Origin of the sequence: Thermosipho japonicus (assembly GCF_014201655.1) — a bacterium.
GTDB lineage: Bacteria > Thermotogota > Thermotogae > Thermotogales > Fervidobacteriaceae > Thermosipho > Thermosipho japonicus.
On the sequence record NZ_JACHEX010000003.1, the window covers coordinates 171,270 to 185,262 of the forward strand.

At 32.6% G+C, this 13,993-nt stretch carries 15 protein-coding genes; 5 read left to right on the forward strand and 10 right to left on the reverse strand.

All coding sequences use genetic code 11. The annotated features are described in order from the left end of the window. Nucleotides 1-7: 7 nt before the first annotated feature. Entirely contained in the window at nucleotides 8-1,093 is a 1,086-nt protein-coding gene (locus HNP65_RS06615) for an MFS transporter (RefSeq protein ID WP_184619498.1), read from the reverse strand. A gap of 203 nt (nucleotides 1,094-1,296) precedes the next feature. On the opposite strand from HNP65_RS06615, the gene HNP65_RS06620 reads away from it, so the two are divergent. From HNP65_RS06620 to HNP65_RS06630, 3 genes are read left to right on the forward strand one after another with little or no spacing between them, the layout of a single operon-like run. Continuing rightward, complete coding sequence (locus tag HNP65_RS06620; protein ID WP_184619499.1) at nucleotides 1,297-2,544, forward strand: ABC transporter substrate-binding protein; 1,248 nt, start codon at nucleotides 1,297-1,299, stop codon at nucleotides 2,542-2,544. Between the two features lie 41 nt (nucleotides 2,545-2,585). Further along, nucleotides 2,586-3,506, forward strand: coding sequence for an ABC transporter permease subunit (locus HNP65_RS06625; protein WP_184619500.1), 921 nt, complete (start codon nucleotides 2,586-2,588; stop codon nucleotides 3,504-3,506). Next, nucleotides 3,503-4,312, forward strand: a complete 810-nt coding sequence (locus HNP65_RS06630) for a carbohydrate ABC transporter permease (protein WP_184619501.1) — start codon at nucleotides 3,503-3,505, stop codon at nucleotides 4,310-4,312. The genes HNP65_RS06625 and HNP65_RS06630 overlap by 4 nt, the downstream gene beginning before the upstream one ends. Here HNP65_RS06630 and HNP65_RS06635 read toward each other — a convergent pair. Then, on the reverse strand, nucleotides 4,309-5,391 hold the full coding sequence (locus HNP65_RS06635; RefSeq protein ID WP_184619502.1) for an NAD(P)H-dependent flavin oxidoreductase: 1,083 nt from the start codon (nucleotides 5,389-5,391) through the stop codon (nucleotides 4,309-4,311). The genes HNP65_RS06630 and HNP65_RS06635 overlap by 4 nt on opposite strands. A gap of 172 nt (nucleotides 5,392-5,563) precedes the next feature. Between HNP65_RS06635 and HNP65_RS06640 the strand changes: the two genes are divergently transcribed. Beyond that, nucleotides 5,564-7,144: a sensor domain-containing diguanylate cyclase gene (locus HNP65_RS06640; protein WP_184619503.1), complete on the forward strand. Its 1,581-nt coding sequence runs from the start codon at nucleotides 5,564-5,566 to the stop codon at nucleotides 7,142-7,144. Between the two features lie 24 nt (nucleotides 7,145-7,168). Here the strand turns inward: HNP65_RS06640 and mnmG are convergent, their stop codons facing one another. Next, the gene (gene mnmG / locus HNP65_RS06645) at nucleotides 7,169-9,043 is read right to left on the reverse strand and encodes a tRNA uridine-5-carboxymethylaminomethyl(34) synthesis enzyme MnmG (RefSeq protein ID WP_184619504.1); all 1,875 of its coding nucleotides are present in this window, start codon (nucleotides 9,041-9,043) and stop codon (nucleotides 7,169-7,171) included. A gap of 117 nt (nucleotides 9,044-9,160) precedes the next feature. Between mnmG and HNP65_RS06650 the strand changes: the two genes are divergently transcribed. Continuing rightward, nucleotides 9,161-9,730: a sulfurtransferase TusA family protein gene (locus HNP65_RS06650; protein WP_184619505.1), complete on the forward strand. Its 570-nt coding sequence runs from the start codon at nucleotides 9,161-9,163 to the stop codon at nucleotides 9,728-9,730. Nucleotides 9,731-9,774: 44 nt separating this feature from the next. Here the strand turns inward: HNP65_RS06650 and gcvH are convergent, their stop codons facing one another. From gcvH to HNP65_RS06685, 7 genes are read right to left on the reverse strand one after another with little or no spacing between them, the layout of a single operon-like run. After that, on the reverse strand, nucleotides 9,775-10,131 hold the full coding sequence (gcvH, locus tag HNP65_RS06655) for a glycine cleavage system protein GcvH (protein WP_184619506.1): 357 nt from the start codon (nucleotides 10,129-10,131) through the stop codon (nucleotides 9,775-9,777). 35 nt (nucleotides 10,132-10,166) lie between these two features. Continuing rightward, nucleotides 10,167-11,510: a dihydrolipoyl dehydrogenase gene (gene lpdA / locus HNP65_RS06660; protein WP_184619507.1), complete on the reverse strand. Its 1,344-nt coding sequence runs from the start codon at nucleotides 11,508-11,510 to the stop codon at nucleotides 10,167-10,169. 45 nt (nucleotides 11,511-11,555) lie between these two features. After that, nucleotides 11,556-11,825 carry a sulfurtransferase complex subunit TusB gene (tusB, locus tag HNP65_RS06665; RefSeq protein ID WP_184619508.1) on the reverse strand — a complete coding sequence of 90 codons (270 nt, stop codon included), beginning with the start codon at nucleotides 11,823-11,825 and terminating at the stop codon, nucleotides 11,556-11,558. A gap of 12 nt (nucleotides 11,826-11,837) precedes the next feature. After that, nucleotides 11,838-12,194, reverse strand: a complete 357-nt coding sequence (locus HNP65_RS06670; RefSeq protein ID WP_184619509.1) for a DsrE family protein — start codon at nucleotides 12,192-12,194, stop codon at nucleotides 11,838-11,840. Between the two features lie 11 nt (nucleotides 12,195-12,205). Continuing rightward, complete coding sequence (locus tag HNP65_RS06675) at nucleotides 12,206-12,559, reverse strand: DsrE/DsrF/TusD sulfur relay family protein (protein ID WP_184619510.1); 354 nt, start codon at nucleotides 12,557-12,559, stop codon at nucleotides 12,206-12,208. A gap of 12 nt (nucleotides 12,560-12,571) precedes the next feature. Then, nucleotides 12,572-13,564: a thiosulfate transporter TsuA gene (tsuA, locus tag HNP65_RS06680; protein WP_184619511.1), complete on the reverse strand. Its 993-nt coding sequence runs from the start codon at nucleotides 13,562-13,564 to the stop codon at nucleotides 12,572-12,574. Between the two features lie 16 nt (nucleotides 13,565-13,580). Further along, nucleotides 13,581-13,823: a sulfurtransferase TusA family protein gene (locus HNP65_RS06685; protein ID WP_126993188.1), complete on the reverse strand. Its 243-nt coding sequence runs from the start codon at nucleotides 13,821-13,823 to the stop codon at nucleotides 13,581-13,583. Nucleotides 13,824-13,993: the final 170 nt, after the last annotated feature.

Sequence of the window (13,993 nt, forward strand, 5' to 3'; positions counted from 1 at the left end):
TCACTCCTTAATCTCGTAGATTTTTTTGAAGTAAAAATACAACTGCCAAACCAATTATTGGTACCACAAACATTGCTCTTATACTAAATTTTGAAATGTATCCCATAATGGAAATGAAAAGAAGTGACCCTATACCGGTTGCCGAATAAGTAATACCATTTAAAAAGCCAACTTCACTCTTATCCAATTTTATATTAGCATTTCTTTGTATCAATGGAAAAATTGCTCCCATTGATAGACCAAAAAGATAAAACAAAAAGGGCATTTTTAAGACAATTAATAAAGATAGAAAGATAAAAGATAAAGAAGTTATCGTTAAAACATATAACCTGAAATTAACAAATTTAAGGAGAAAATCCATTAAAAAACGCGAAAAAGTAAACACTCCCCAAAAAATACTTAAAAATAATGCAGCTTGTTGTTTTGTAAACCCAAATTCTAAAAACAAATTAGATGCCCACGTAATGGCGCTTATTTCACTAGCGGAATAAAAAAATAAAGAAAGTACGGTTATATAAAAGAGTGGCTTTAAGTATGGTTTAGATTTTGAAAAAGAATTTTCATTAATCTTTATATCAGGAAATTTCATATTTATATTCCAGACAAGGAGAAAAACTCCCAAAAAAAGATAAACCAAATAAAGATACTTATAAGATATTCGGCTTTTTAAAAAGAAGGAAACAAACATCGGTGATAATATTCCTCCAAGTCCAAAAAAACCATGAAATACTCCAAATTTTGGATCTTTAAAGTGACTAAGAAAAGTTGTAGAAGATGTAAAAATAATAGAAAGTCCTGCTCCCATTAAAAAAACTCCAATTAATATAAAATTCAAGCTTTCAAAGAAAGAAAGTATTAATAAGGAAAATAACAAAAATGTATAACCAATGAAATAAGTTCTTTTTAAACCTAATTTATTAATAAAAAATGAAATAATAAACGAAAATATTGTAGTACCAGCTGTATTAACTACTGGTATGAAAGAAGAAAACGCAACAGTTGCATTTAATTTTTCCTGAAAAGTAGGCATAAGCGGTGCTATTGAATTTGCAAGAAGTGCTCCAAGAAAAATATTTAAAAAGATAAAAAGCAACCTATTCACCTCTCTTAAAGAGATTTTAGCATATTTTTATCCAATATAAAATAAGAAAAATTATACTTTATTTTCTCTTGTTTATTATTTTTATTTTGAAAATTCAGTCCGTTTCTTATTTTTTCTCTGAAAATCTACTCAAAAATATTTTCATACAAATATGTTAAAATAAGTTTAACCAAAAAAACGGGGAGGTGAAAGTGATGAAAAAGATTCTTATAATAACCATTGCAATAATCTTATCACTTAGTATCTTTGCTACAGAAAACGCTTTAGAAATATTTAGTTGGTGGACAGGTGGCGGTGAAGAAGAAGGTTTACTTGCATTATTTAATCTCTTCAACAAATACTATCCAGATATTCATATTATCAATGCAGCAGTTGCTGGTGGTGCAGGAACTAATGCAAAGGCAGTGTTAAAAACCAGAATGCTTGGAGGAAATCCTCCAGATTCATTCCAAGTTCACGCTGGAATGGAACTTACAGATACTTATGTAATTCCAGGACTTATGGAACCAATTACTTGGATTTTGAAAGAAATAGGAGCATATGACAAGTTTCCAAAAGACCTTATAGAAATCGTTAGCTACAAAGGTGAAGTTTATTCTGTTCCCGTGAATGTTCATAGAGCAAATGTTGTTTTCTACAACAAAAAAATTGCAAAAGAAATTGGAATGACAAAAGAACCAACAACATGGCCCGAATTTTTGACATATCTTGATAAGGCTAAAAAAATGGGATACGTTGGTATAGCACTTGGTGATAAAAACAAATGGACATCACTTCATCTTTTTGAAAGCATAATGCTTGCAGAACTTGGACCAGAAAAATACAACAAATTGTGGAAAGGTGAAGCATCATTTAATGATCCAGCTATAAAACAAGCTCTTTCAATTTTAAAAGACATTCTTGCATATGTAAATTCAGACCATTCCGCTCTAACTTGGCAAGATGCAACAAGAATGGTTTTTGAAGGAAAAGCATTCTGTAACATGATGGGCGACTGGGCAGAAGGATATTTAAAGACACTTGGATGGAAACCTGGAATTGACTTTGGATGGTTTGCACTTCCAGGTACTCAAGATGCATTCATGCTCGTTTCAGACACCTTCGGATTGCCAAAAAATGCTCCTCATAGAGAAAATGCTATAAAGTGGTTAAAATTCCTTGCAACAGTTGAGGCTCAAGACACATTTAATCCAATTAAAGGATCAATACCTGCAAGAATTGATGCAGATAAGTCAAAATACGATGTATATCTAAAATGGTCAATGAATGACTTTTCTACAAAAGCAATCTGTCCTTCCATAATACATGGTTCAGCTGCTCCAGAATCATTTGCCACAGCTCTCATGGATGCAATAAATATATTTGTCACAGAGCAAAATGTAAATCAAACATTCAAAGAAATACTCTGGATCGCAGAAGATAATGGATACCTAACAGATTAAAACAAACGGGGCATCTTGCCCCGTTATTTTGAGGTGAGAGTGTGAGAAAAAAGAACCTTTTTATTGGACTCTTAGTTATTACACCTTCCATAATTGCGATTGCCATATTTGTTTATGGATTTATAGGCTGGACCGTTAGAACGTCTTTTTCAAATTGGAATAGTTTTTCTGCACTTTTAAGGGGACAATACAAATTCGTTGGTCTAAGAAATTACATTAGGCTTTTTCAAGACAGCAGATTTCAAACGGATCTTTGGAATACTTTCTTTTTTACACTGCTCTTTCTACTTGGAACAATTGCACTTGGTATAATCATGGCAATTCTTGTAGATAAAGGCTTAAAAGGTTCCAGATTTTTCCAAAACCTCTTTCTATTTCCAATGGCAATTTCTTTTGTGGTAACTGGAACTGTATGGAGCTGGATTTTTGCACCAGGTAATATACCTCAAAATCCACAAGGGTTAAATCTTTTGCTTTCAAAACTTGGACTTGAAAAACTCATGTGGGGTTGGTACACAAGTACACATTCAATTGGAAAATTCAATGTTGCACTAATACCAGTCATTATAGCTGCTATCTGGCAACTTTCAGGTTATACAATGGCAATGTATCTTGCAGGACTAAGAGGTATTTCTGAAGATATCATAGAAGCTGCAAGAGTTGACGGAGCATCAGAATGGAAAATTTTTTGGAAGATTAAAATGCCACTTTTAACACCAATTACCTTGAGTGCAATGATTATTCTTGGACATATATCTTTGAAGATTTTCGATTTGGTATTTTCAATGACAGGTAGTGGACCAAACTTTGTTACTGATGTTCCAGCTATCTACATGTTTGAATTAACCTTTAGAAGCAATAGATACGCAATGGGCTCAGCAATTGCTATAATTATGTTATGTTTTGTTGCAGTAGTTATTATTCCATATCTTGCAACAAACTTGAGAGGTGAAAGAAGATGAAAAAGTTCTTTTCGTATTTTTTTCTAATAATAATAGCAATATATATTATTACCCCTCTTTATGTACTGCTTGCAACAAGTTTTAAACCTTTAAGCGAAATTGGAATTTCTGATATGTGGAAATTGCCAAAAAGCTGGTCTTTAAGCGGGCTTATAAAGGCATTTAATAAACTTTCTCCAAACCTTAAAAATAGTTTTTATTTAACAATCCCTGCTACAATTATTTCTGCCCTTCTTGGTTCATTAAACGGCTATGTATTATCAAAGGTAAAATTTAAAGGTGTGAATATAATCTTTGCAATTATCCTTTTTGGAATGTTTATTCCATACCAAAGTGTATTGTTTCCATTGATTCGTTTTCTTCAAAGAGTTAACCTTTATGGAACAATAACTGGATTAATTATTGTCCATGTTGTCTACGGTATACCTATAACATCTTTAATTTTTAGAAATTACTACAGTGAAGTTCCAAACGAACTTATAGAAGCAGCATATATGGATGGTGCAGGTTTTTTTAAAACCTACTCAAAAGTATTATTTCCTATCTCAATACCTGCCTTTGTTGTAGTTATAATATGGCAGTTTACAAACATATGGAATGAATTTTTATTTGCAGTAACTGTTACAAGCAATCCTGCAAAGCAGCCTATAACCGTAGCATTAGTAAACCTGGCAGGGAGCCAGGTTGTAGAATGGAATGTGCAAATGGCTGGTGCACTTATTACTGCCCTTCCAACACTTGTTGTTTACATTTTACTTGGAAAATTCTTTATAAGAGGACTTCTTTCTGGCTCTGTAAAGGGTTAAAAGGAAAGTTGTGCTTCTAAAAACTCCTTTTTTATCCTGCTTATTAATTCCTTTACAGAGATGATCTCTTTTACTTTGTACGCATTTTCACCAGCAAAGGCAAAACCTTCTTTTAAAAAACCAAGTTTTGCATTGGTAAGTGCTTTTGCAATGCAATAAGGAACTTTTCTAAAGTCGCATGTTTTTAAACATTTCCAAGAACATTTTATTGGCCTTTTTTCACCTTTTTCTACACTTTCTATAAATTCATTCTTTATAGCTCTCCCAGGAAGCCCCACTGGACTATCTATTATTACAATATCTTCTTTTCTACAATTTACATACATCTTTTTAAATTCATCTGATGCATCACATTCTTTTGTTGCAACAAATCTTGTTGCCATTTGAACACCATCTGCTCCCAATTTCAAAAATTTGTATATATCTCCTCCACTGTAAATTCCTCCTGCAGCAATTACTGGTATTTTTTTGCCGTATTCTTTTTCATATACATTAACTTGTTTTATAACATCTTTTAATATCTTTTCTAGTGAGTATTCAGGATCAAATATCTGTCCTCTTTTAAAACCAAGATGCCCACCAGCCTTTGGACCTTCAACAACAATTGCATCTGGCATCATATCATAATGTTTTTTCCAGTATTTTATAATTAAACTTGCAGCTCTTTTTGAAGACACAATAGGTACTATTTTTACACCAGATTCTTTTATTTCCTTTGCAGGTATGTCCAATGCAAGACCTGCACCCACAAAAATAATATCTATGTGTTCTTCAATTGAAGCCTTTATCAATTCAGAAAAATCCGATAATGCAACCATTATATTAACACCTATTATTCCGTCTGAAAGCTTTTTTGCTTTCCTTATTTCCTTTCTAAGTGCCCTAATGTTCGCCTCTCTGTAGTTCGTATTAAAATCATCCTCAAACATCCCTATACCAGCAGCTCCAATAACTCCTATCCCACCTTCGTTTGCAACAGCACTCGCGAGTCCTGAAAGTGAAATCCCAACACTCATACCACCTTGAATTATCGGAAGCTTTGATATTAAATTTCCAATTTTTAAAACTGGTAAATCCATTTTTTTACCCCCCACAGTTATCAATTATGACTCTTTCAATGAAAGACCTCAAAAAAATTATATCATTCTAACTTTTTTAAATCAAGTTAATTTTCGCAGAAAATTGCACAAAAAATTGCATTCATGATATAATTAAGTAAATTTAAATTGAGAAATGAAAGAGTGAAAGATTATGAAGAGTCTAAAAGGTCAATTTTTTTATATATTACTATTTCTCATTTTATTTTCCGCATTATCCTTTGGTTTAATTTTGACATACACACTATACAAAAGTGAAATAAAACAAGCAAAAGAATTAATCTACCAAAAAAACAAAGCTGTCTCATTTTTTGTGGAAAGTTATTTTAAAAAATTTTATATTACATTAGATTTCCTCAGTACATTAGACAATGTTATAAATGCCCAGAAATTAAATGAAAAAGAAAAAGAAAATACAATAAATTTCTACAAAAAAATTCAAGAAATCGATCCTGATATAAATTATTTGTATTCAGCCTATGAAAATGGCACCCTTTTGATATACAACTATACTCCACCAGAAGGATTTAATCCAAAGGTTAGACCTTGGTACAAAGCCGCTATTAAGTCTTATCCAAAAATATCAAACGGAATCCCATATAAAGAAATAAAAACAAAAGAATGGTTAGTTTCAATGGGGAAGGCTTTATACAATAAAGATGGTAATTTAACAGGGGTTGTAGCTATAGATACTTCTGTTAACAAAATAAATGAACTTATAAATAAAAAAGACAATAATTTTGATTCACTATATAGCTATATTCTCAACGAAAATCAAGAAGTAATTTTTCATCCAAAAAAACAATATATCTCAAAAAGTGTTAAAGAACTAGTAAATAAAAACTTCGATTTTTCAAGTAATGAGGGGTACTTTGAATATAAGTTAAATAAATATGATAAGATAGCATATTATACTAATCTAGATTTTTTAGGTTGGACTGTTGTTACTGTAGTAAACAAAGAAGAAATAATATCAAAAATCATTCATGGATTATTTTTTCCAATATCGATAGTAGTATTTATATCAATTTCAATAGGGATATGGCTCACTTTTTCTTTATATGGAAAAATAATTACACCAATTACAAAACTTAAAGAAAGGATCCAAAAGATTGCAAGCGGACATTTAATAAACAATGATTTTAAATATCCAGACAACGAAATTGGAATTATCGCACATGAAGTTGAAAAGTTTACAGAAAAAGAACTCTATAGAAAAAACATTGAATTATTAGAATTAAACAAAAAATTGAAATATTTGTCTGAAAGAGACCAATTAACTGACCTCTACAACAGACACAAAATGAACAAGGAAATAAGAAAACATTATTATAACTTCAAAAGATATGGTAGACCTTTTTCACTTTTAATGATTGACATTGACAAATTCAAAAACATAAATGATACATACGGACATATGGTTGGTGATGAGGTACTCAAAAAATTGGCAAAAATACTAGTTAAAAATGTTAGAAAATCAGATGTAGTATCAAGATGGGGCGGTGAAGAATTTTTAATTTTACTTTCTGAAACAAATTTAGAACAAGCAATAGAAGTAGCTGAAAAAATTAGGAAAATTATCGAAACCGAGATCTTCCCAAAAGATATAAAAATCACAGTTAGCATCGGTGTAGATTCTATAGAAAACTATGAACACATAAAAGATTTACTAATCGTAGTTGACGAAAAATTATACAAAGCCAAAGAAAATGGAAGAAATAGAGTAGAATATTAAAATAAGAACCTCCAAAATGGAGGTTCATTTTTCAATATAACTTATTATATTCGCAATATCTGAAGGCGTAACACCTGGAATTCTCATTGCCTGACCAATAGACCTAGGAGAGATTTTTTTCAATTTTTCCCTTGCTTCAGTTGAAAGATTTGGCACTTTATCAAAATTTATTTTAGAAATATCAACCGACTCATATTCCTCAAAAACTTTAACATCTTCAAGCATCTTTTCAATATATCCTTCATACTTTATTAATATCTCTATCTGTTCTAAAAGTTCTCTATCTTCGATAGGCTCATTATCAAACCCTTTCACCTCTTCATACCCAATTTCAGGCCTTTTTAATAGATTATACAACTTTGTTCCTTCTTTTAGAGGAGTTGATCCCAATTCTACAAGTCTATCATTTACAATATCTGATGCTGGAACTTTGACATTCTTAAGCCTTTCTATTTGATATTGGATCTGTTTTTCAAGATTAATTACCTTTTCATAGAACCACTTTGGAATCAAACCTACTCTATAGCCATACTTTGCAAGTCTTAAATGTGCGTTATCATGGCGCAGTAAAAGCCTATATTCTGCACGGGAGGTTAAAAGTCTATATGGCTCATCAACACCCTTTGTAGTTAGATCATCTATAAGTATTCCAATATAGCTTTCGGATCTTTTTAAAATCAATGGCTCTTCTCCTAAAATTTTCATTGCCGCATTAATTCCAGCGATTAAACCTTGACCTGCCGCTTCTTCATAACCGCTCGTTCCATTAATCTGACCTGCAAAATATAGGCCTTCCACTATTTTTGATTCAAGTGTCTGATACAATTGTGTCGGGTCAATGTAATCATATTCGATTGCGTATGCAGGCCTTACAATAACTACATTTTCAAGACCAGGTACAGTTCTAAGCATTTTTACCTGCGCTGCATATGGAAGACTGGTAGATAAGCCATTTAAATAAAATTCTTGAGAGTCTCTTCCTTCTGGCTCAACAAAAACTTGATGCGAATCCCTGTTAAACTTTACGACCTTATCCTCAATCGAAGGACAATACCTTGGCCCAACACTTTGAATTAATTTAACATCTCCATACAACGGCGAATAAACAAGATAGTCCCTTATTATCTTATGTGTTTGCTGATTTGTATGGGTAAGCCAACATGGATGATCCTTTGGTAAAACCTTAGGTTCACTAAAATATGAAAAAGCCCTAGGCTCATCATCTGTATCCTGGCGAACCATTTTTGAAAAATCAATGCTGCTTTTTAAAACTCTTGCTGGAGTGCCAGTTTTAAATCTTGAAAGCTTAAAACCAAGTTCTAACAAAGATTTACTCAAACCTTTTGCAGGAAGATCTCCCATTCTTCCTGCTTCCATAGTATCTCTACCAATAAATATTTTTCCGCGTAAAAATGTTCCTGTAGTAAGTATTACTGCCTTAGCGTAATAATCTATACCAAAAGAATCCACAACGCCCTTTACTTTTCCACTTTCCACCAATACCTTTTCTACAACTCCATATCTGAGTATTAAATTTTCTTGAGTTTGAAGCTTGTTTTTCATAAGTTTTGAGTACTCAAACTTATCAATTTGAGCCCTTAAGGCCCTTACTGCTGGTCCTTTACCAGTATTTAACATCCTAACATTTATCATAGTTTCATCTGTTGTCTTTGCCATTTCTCCACCAAGTGTGTCTATCTCACGTACAACAATACCCTTTGCAGGGCCTCCTATTGCAGGATTACATGGGGCCCAACCTACGTTATCAAGATTGGTAGTTAATAAAAGCGTTTTAAGACCAAGCCTTGCAGTTGAAAGTGCCGCTTCAATTCCAGCATGGCCAGCACCAACAACAATCACATCAAAGTTCTTATCATCATCAGGTCTTTCAAAAAACAAGAAAATACCTCCTTTAACTTTTTTCAGTATATTTTATTTAAGTATACCACACTATTTTTTCATATGTCTATATATTTTATATATATATGATAAAATAAATAAGTAGGAGGGATTGGTTTGAAAAATAAATTAACTCTTCAAAATCTCTTTAAAATATTTTCAAGTCAGACTAAACTTGAAATACTAATGACCATTTTTGACAACAATCTAACTGCTTCTGAAATAGCAAATAGATTGAACAAAGATCTCTCAACCATTTATAGACACCTTGTTCAATTAAAAAATATAGGAATTTTAAAATCAAAGAGAGTTAAGGGCATTGAGTACTTTGATTTTTCTTCAACCAAAGTATTTCAATTAATTGAAAATGCTATCGAGTTTTTAAACGAAATTAATGGTGAGCATGTTATTGATTGTTCCAACTTAAAAGAATGCTTTTTTGCAGAAAGCCCTAATAATCTAAATCCAGATTATGTTCTAGATGTAAGAGGAGAAATATGTCCGGTTCCAGATGTTAAAACCAGAAAAATGCTTGAAACATTAGAAGAAGGAAAAATATTACTAGTAATTGTGGATTACCCATTATCTGCTGAAAGGATCCCTATTTCCGTCTCAAAGATGGGGGCAAAAGTGCTTGCAAAAATTTCAGAAAAAGCAGGTGAAGTAAAAATCTTCATACAAAAATAAAGGCGCCCTTCTGTAAAAAAAGAGCGCCTTTATTTTAATTAATTCTACAATTTTTTATACTCTTCTTCTGTCATTAAATCTTCTAACTCACTTTCATCACTAATCTCTATTTTTGCAATCCAGCCTTCTTCTTCCGCAGAATCGCTTATTAATTCCGGATTTGTATCAAGCTTTTCATTAACTTCAATAATCTTTCCACTAACAGGTGCATATACGCTACTTGCAGCTTTTACAGACTCGATTGTACATAATTGTTCGCCTTTTTTTACAACTTTACCTACTTCAGGAAGTTCAACGTAAGTTACATCACCTAAATCTTCTGCTGCTCTCTTTGAAATACCAATTATTCCAATCCCATCATTTACCTTTATCCACTCATGAGTTTTTGAATATTTTTTCATATTCTATCCTCCCTCAACTCTTAATTTCGACAACCTCATATATGAATAGCCCAATTACCTTCAAAAGCGCCAAGGAGTGTTTCGGTTAGTGTTGGATGTGGATGTATTGCCTCTGCTATTTTTTCTGTAACCATTTCATATTTTACTCCCAATACTCCCTCCATTATCATATCTGTTGCGTTTGCTGAGACTATCGTTACTCCCAAGACCTTCCCTGTTTCTTTTTCTTCTATTACTTTTGCAAATCCTAATCTTTCTTCCATTGTTCTTGCCCTTCCATTTGCTGATACCGGAAATTTATATATGTTTACTTTTTCTCTATCCACTTCTTTTTCTCTTTTTCCTACACTTGCTACTTCTGGATTTGAAAAGATTATCGATGGTACTGCTCTATAGTCCATTTCCATTTCTTCTCCTGCTATATTGTGCGCTGCTACTATCCCTTCATACATTGCAACATGTGCTAGCATTATCTGCCCTCTTATATCTCCTATTGCATATATGTTATCTATATTTGTTCTCATACGTTTGTCTGTTTTTACTCCTCTTTCTATTTCTATGCCAAGTCCTTTTATATCTTCACTTATATTCGGTCTTCTTCCTACTGCAAGTAATACTTTTTCAACTTCTATTTCTTTTCCTGCAACCTTTGCAATGTATTTTTCGCCTTTCTTTTCCACTCCTTCTACCTTTTCTCCTTCTATTATTTTTACTTTGTTCTTCTTTAATGCCTTTTTTACTTCTTCTGCTACATCACTATCTTCGTTTGGTAAGATATGCTCTGCAAGTTCTACTATCGTTACATCTACTCCAAAGCTTGAAAAGAATGTCGCAAACTCTACTCCTATTACCCCTCCGCCTATTATCAATATCGACTCTGGCATCTTTTCCATCTTAAATACATCATCACTCGTCCATATACCTTCTATCTGATCAAATGGTGGAAATACAACTGGTACAGAACCATGTGCTAAAATTATGTTTTCTCCTTCTATTTCTTGTCCACTCTTTTCAAGTAAAATAGTATTTTTGTCTTTCAATATTGCTTTGTCTTTAAATACTTCAATCTTATTCTTTTTCATCAAAAACTCTATACCTTTTCTAGACATAGTAACAGACTTTTGCATGTGTTTCATGATTAGTGATAGATCATATGAAACATTATCAACTAAGATACCAAATTTTTTAGCCTTTTCATTTATCTCAGTAAAAAGGTGTGAGGCTGTAAGCATAGCTTTAGTAGGAATACAACCTTTATTGGTACAAGTGCCACCAAATTCTTCTTTTTCAACAATTGCAACTTTCTTACCAAGCTGTGAAAGCCTTATCGCTGCAACATATCCTCCAGGCCCTCCACCTATTACTATCGCTTCATACATTTCTTTTACCTCCTACCTAAAAAGACTAACGGGGAAAGTTCCCCGCTAGCCTATAAATTTTTCTTCTTTTTCTATTAGTTCTACAAAGCTATCATAGTCTATCAAACTATATTTTGCTTCATCTTCTTTGTATCCTCTTGCAAAAAAATCTTCTTTTAATATATAAACGTTTGCCTTTGTCAATGATGATAAATCTTGTAAATTCCAATATACTCCATCCTGAATTAATACTATTGAATCACCTTCTTTTGCGCTTTCAATCTTTAGTTTTTCAACAGGATGGTTTATACCATATTTAACTAAAACTAAAGCCATTAAAATCACCTCTCACATAAAAATAACCAAATCATATTGATGGAAGAAATCAGATAATTCATCTTTATTAATAAATTGCGCACCATACTCTTCGTCTACATTTTTAACATTGTACTTTTCTAAATCCTCTTTAACGGCATATACTGGGGTTTCGTACCTCTTTATAAATCTTTGAACTATCTTTATCGGAAGAAGTCCCAAAGATTCTGGTTTCGTATCCTTTGATAATGCAACTGTAGCAGCATCAATTAGCATTACAGCAGGTTCAATATCTTCACCGTACATTCCAAATGCTGTTCTAAATCCTTCATTTACCCATATTGAACCAACTGGAGATTGATATACAACAAATAAAACCTTTTTTTCCATTATTTTTCACCTCACGCCATAAGACTTATAAATCTATCGCTTGTGTAAATGAGTTCTGCAAGTTCTGGAAGTCCGCTTGGATTAGAACCTTCTATTATCATATCCGTCGTAATTCCCCTATAGTCCATACAAATTCCACAAATTTCTACTTTTGCACCTTTATCTATAAGTCCTTTTAAAAGTTGTGAAATATTTCTATCTCCTCTTACGGGTTTCATATGTTTATTAGATGCTATTGCAGAATCACAGAATAAGAAGATTGTAACTTCATGGCCTTTTTTCAAAGCTGCTTCTGCAATTTTTACAGCAGTATCTAAATCTTGATATGTATATGGTTGAACCATAACCTGAATTGTTATTTTCATATTATCTCCTCCTCAGTCCCTTCCAAACAAAATCCATGCCATTGTCCAATTTCCAAGGATAAAGAATAGTGAAGCTAGTAAAGAACCAATTGCCATTTGTGGAACACCGGTGAAGAAATGTCCGATATTACAACCACCTGCTGTAACAGCACCTAATCCCATTAAAACTCCACCGACCATTACTTGAAGATAAGTAATTGGATTCTTAGGCATTCTTAGTTTGAACTCTCCTGCAAGCTTTGCAGAAATCATTGCACCAATTATAATTCCTACGATTTCCCAACCTTCCCAACTCAATGGTTGTTTGTTTAAAAATCCTTTAAACAAGCTAATCCAACCACCTGTAATACCAAATCCGTAGTTTCTTCCAGAAGCTGCACTAGACATCCAAGCAAGGGGTGCTAATATTGCAAGGATTATTGCAGCCGTTTTGTAACCAAGTTTTGTACTTCTTTCCGTTGTTTTTGTTCCAAAAACGTACCACAAAAGAATTGCCACAAATATAATTCCTACAATCCATGGGTTCACATGAAAAACAGAAGATAGAGTTGGACCAGATTTAGCTGCATACAATCCTTCTGTGTGTTCAACCTTCACAGTGAATTTTGAAACCCATTTTAACCATCCAGAAAATACTCCTGCCTTTGTTGCATATGCTGTTAAGCCATAGAAAATCGCAGCAAACCACGCAGTTGTCATACCTTCACCTGATCTATATGTAACACCAGACGCACAACCTCCGGCAAGCACCATTCCCATTCCAAACAAATATCCACCAATTATATTCCCAACCCAGTTTAAAGGTTTAGGATTTAATGTAATCCAACCCATTTGTGCAAAAAATAGGAATGTGAGAACTTGAAGTGCTATTACTAAAGCTGCAAATTTCATAAGGTAATTATCTTTAAAAAGTCTTACATCTCTAAACGCTGAATTAAAACATATACGACCTCTTTGAAGAATAATACCAAATATAAGCCCAAATACTATTCCTAAATATGCCATTTTATGCACCCCCAGCTTAGCCGTTTACTTTAATATAAATCTTCCATTCACTTCCTCCAACTTCTTCTATCTCTAATACCTCATGCCCTAATTTCTTTACTGTTTCTGGAATTCTTTCTTTTGACATAGGATAATCAATTAAAACTTCCAAAATTTCACCTGGTTTCATCTTTTTTAATGCTCTCTTTGTTTCAACGTCAGGAACTGGACATACCTCTCCTCTTACATCAATAGTTTTTGTAACTTCATACTTTGCCATACTACCCACCTCCATTTTAAAGATATTTTTCACAAATTTCCCTGCTTAATATTGAGATTTTTTTCACATTTCACTTAAATTATAACTTATCATTTTAACCAATCAGTTTCTATAAAATTACAGTTTGGTTAACAATACAAGCAAATATAAAAAAACAAAAAACCTTTAAA

What these genes read in the sequence shown, in the direction of transcription:
- HNP65_RS06620 (WP_184619499.1), top strand. Translation starts at nt 1,297, where the DNA reads ATGAAAAAGATTCTTATAATAACCATTGCAATAATCTTATCACTTAGT.
- HNP65_RS06630 (WP_184619501.1), top strand. Translation starts at nt 3,503, where the DNA reads ATGAAAAAGTTCTTTTCGTATTTTTTTCTAATAATAATAGCAATATAT.
- HNP65_RS06635 (WP_184619502.1), bottom strand. Translation starts at nt 5,391, where the DNA reads ATGGATTTACCAGTTTTAAAAATTGGAAATTTAATATCAAAGCTTCCG.
- HNP65_RS06640 (WP_184619503.1), top strand. Translation starts at nt 5,564, where the DNA reads ATGAAGAGTCTAAAAGGTCAATTTTTTTATATATTACTATTTCTCATT.
- gcvH (WP_184619506.1), bottom strand. Translation starts at nt 10,131, where the DNA reads ATGAAAAAATATTCAAAAACTCATGAGTGGATAAAGGTAAATGATGGG.
- lpdA (WP_184619507.1), bottom strand. Translation starts at nt 11,510, where the DNA reads ATGTATGAAGCGATAGTAATAGGTGGAGGGCCTGGAGGATATGTTGCA.
- tusB (WP_184619508.1), bottom strand. Translation starts at nt 11,825, where the DNA reads ATGGCTTTAGTTTTAGTTAAATATGGTATAAACCATCCTGTTGAAAAA.
- HNP65_RS06670 (WP_184619509.1), bottom strand. Translation starts at nt 12,194, where the DNA reads ATGGAAAAAAAGGTTTTATTTGTTGTATATCAATCTCCAGTTGGTTCA.
- HNP65_RS06675 (WP_184619510.1), bottom strand. Translation starts at nt 12,559, where the DNA reads ATGAAAATAACAATTCAGGTTATGGTTCAACCATATACATATCAAGAT.
- tsuA (WP_184619511.1), bottom strand. Translation starts at nt 13,564, where the DNA reads ATGGCATATTTAGGAATAGTATTTGGGCTTATATTTGGTATTATTCTT.
- HNP65_RS06685 (WP_126993188.1), bottom strand. Translation starts at nt 13,823, where the DNA reads ATGGCAAAGTATGAAGTTACAAAAACTATTGATGTAAGAGGAGAGGTA.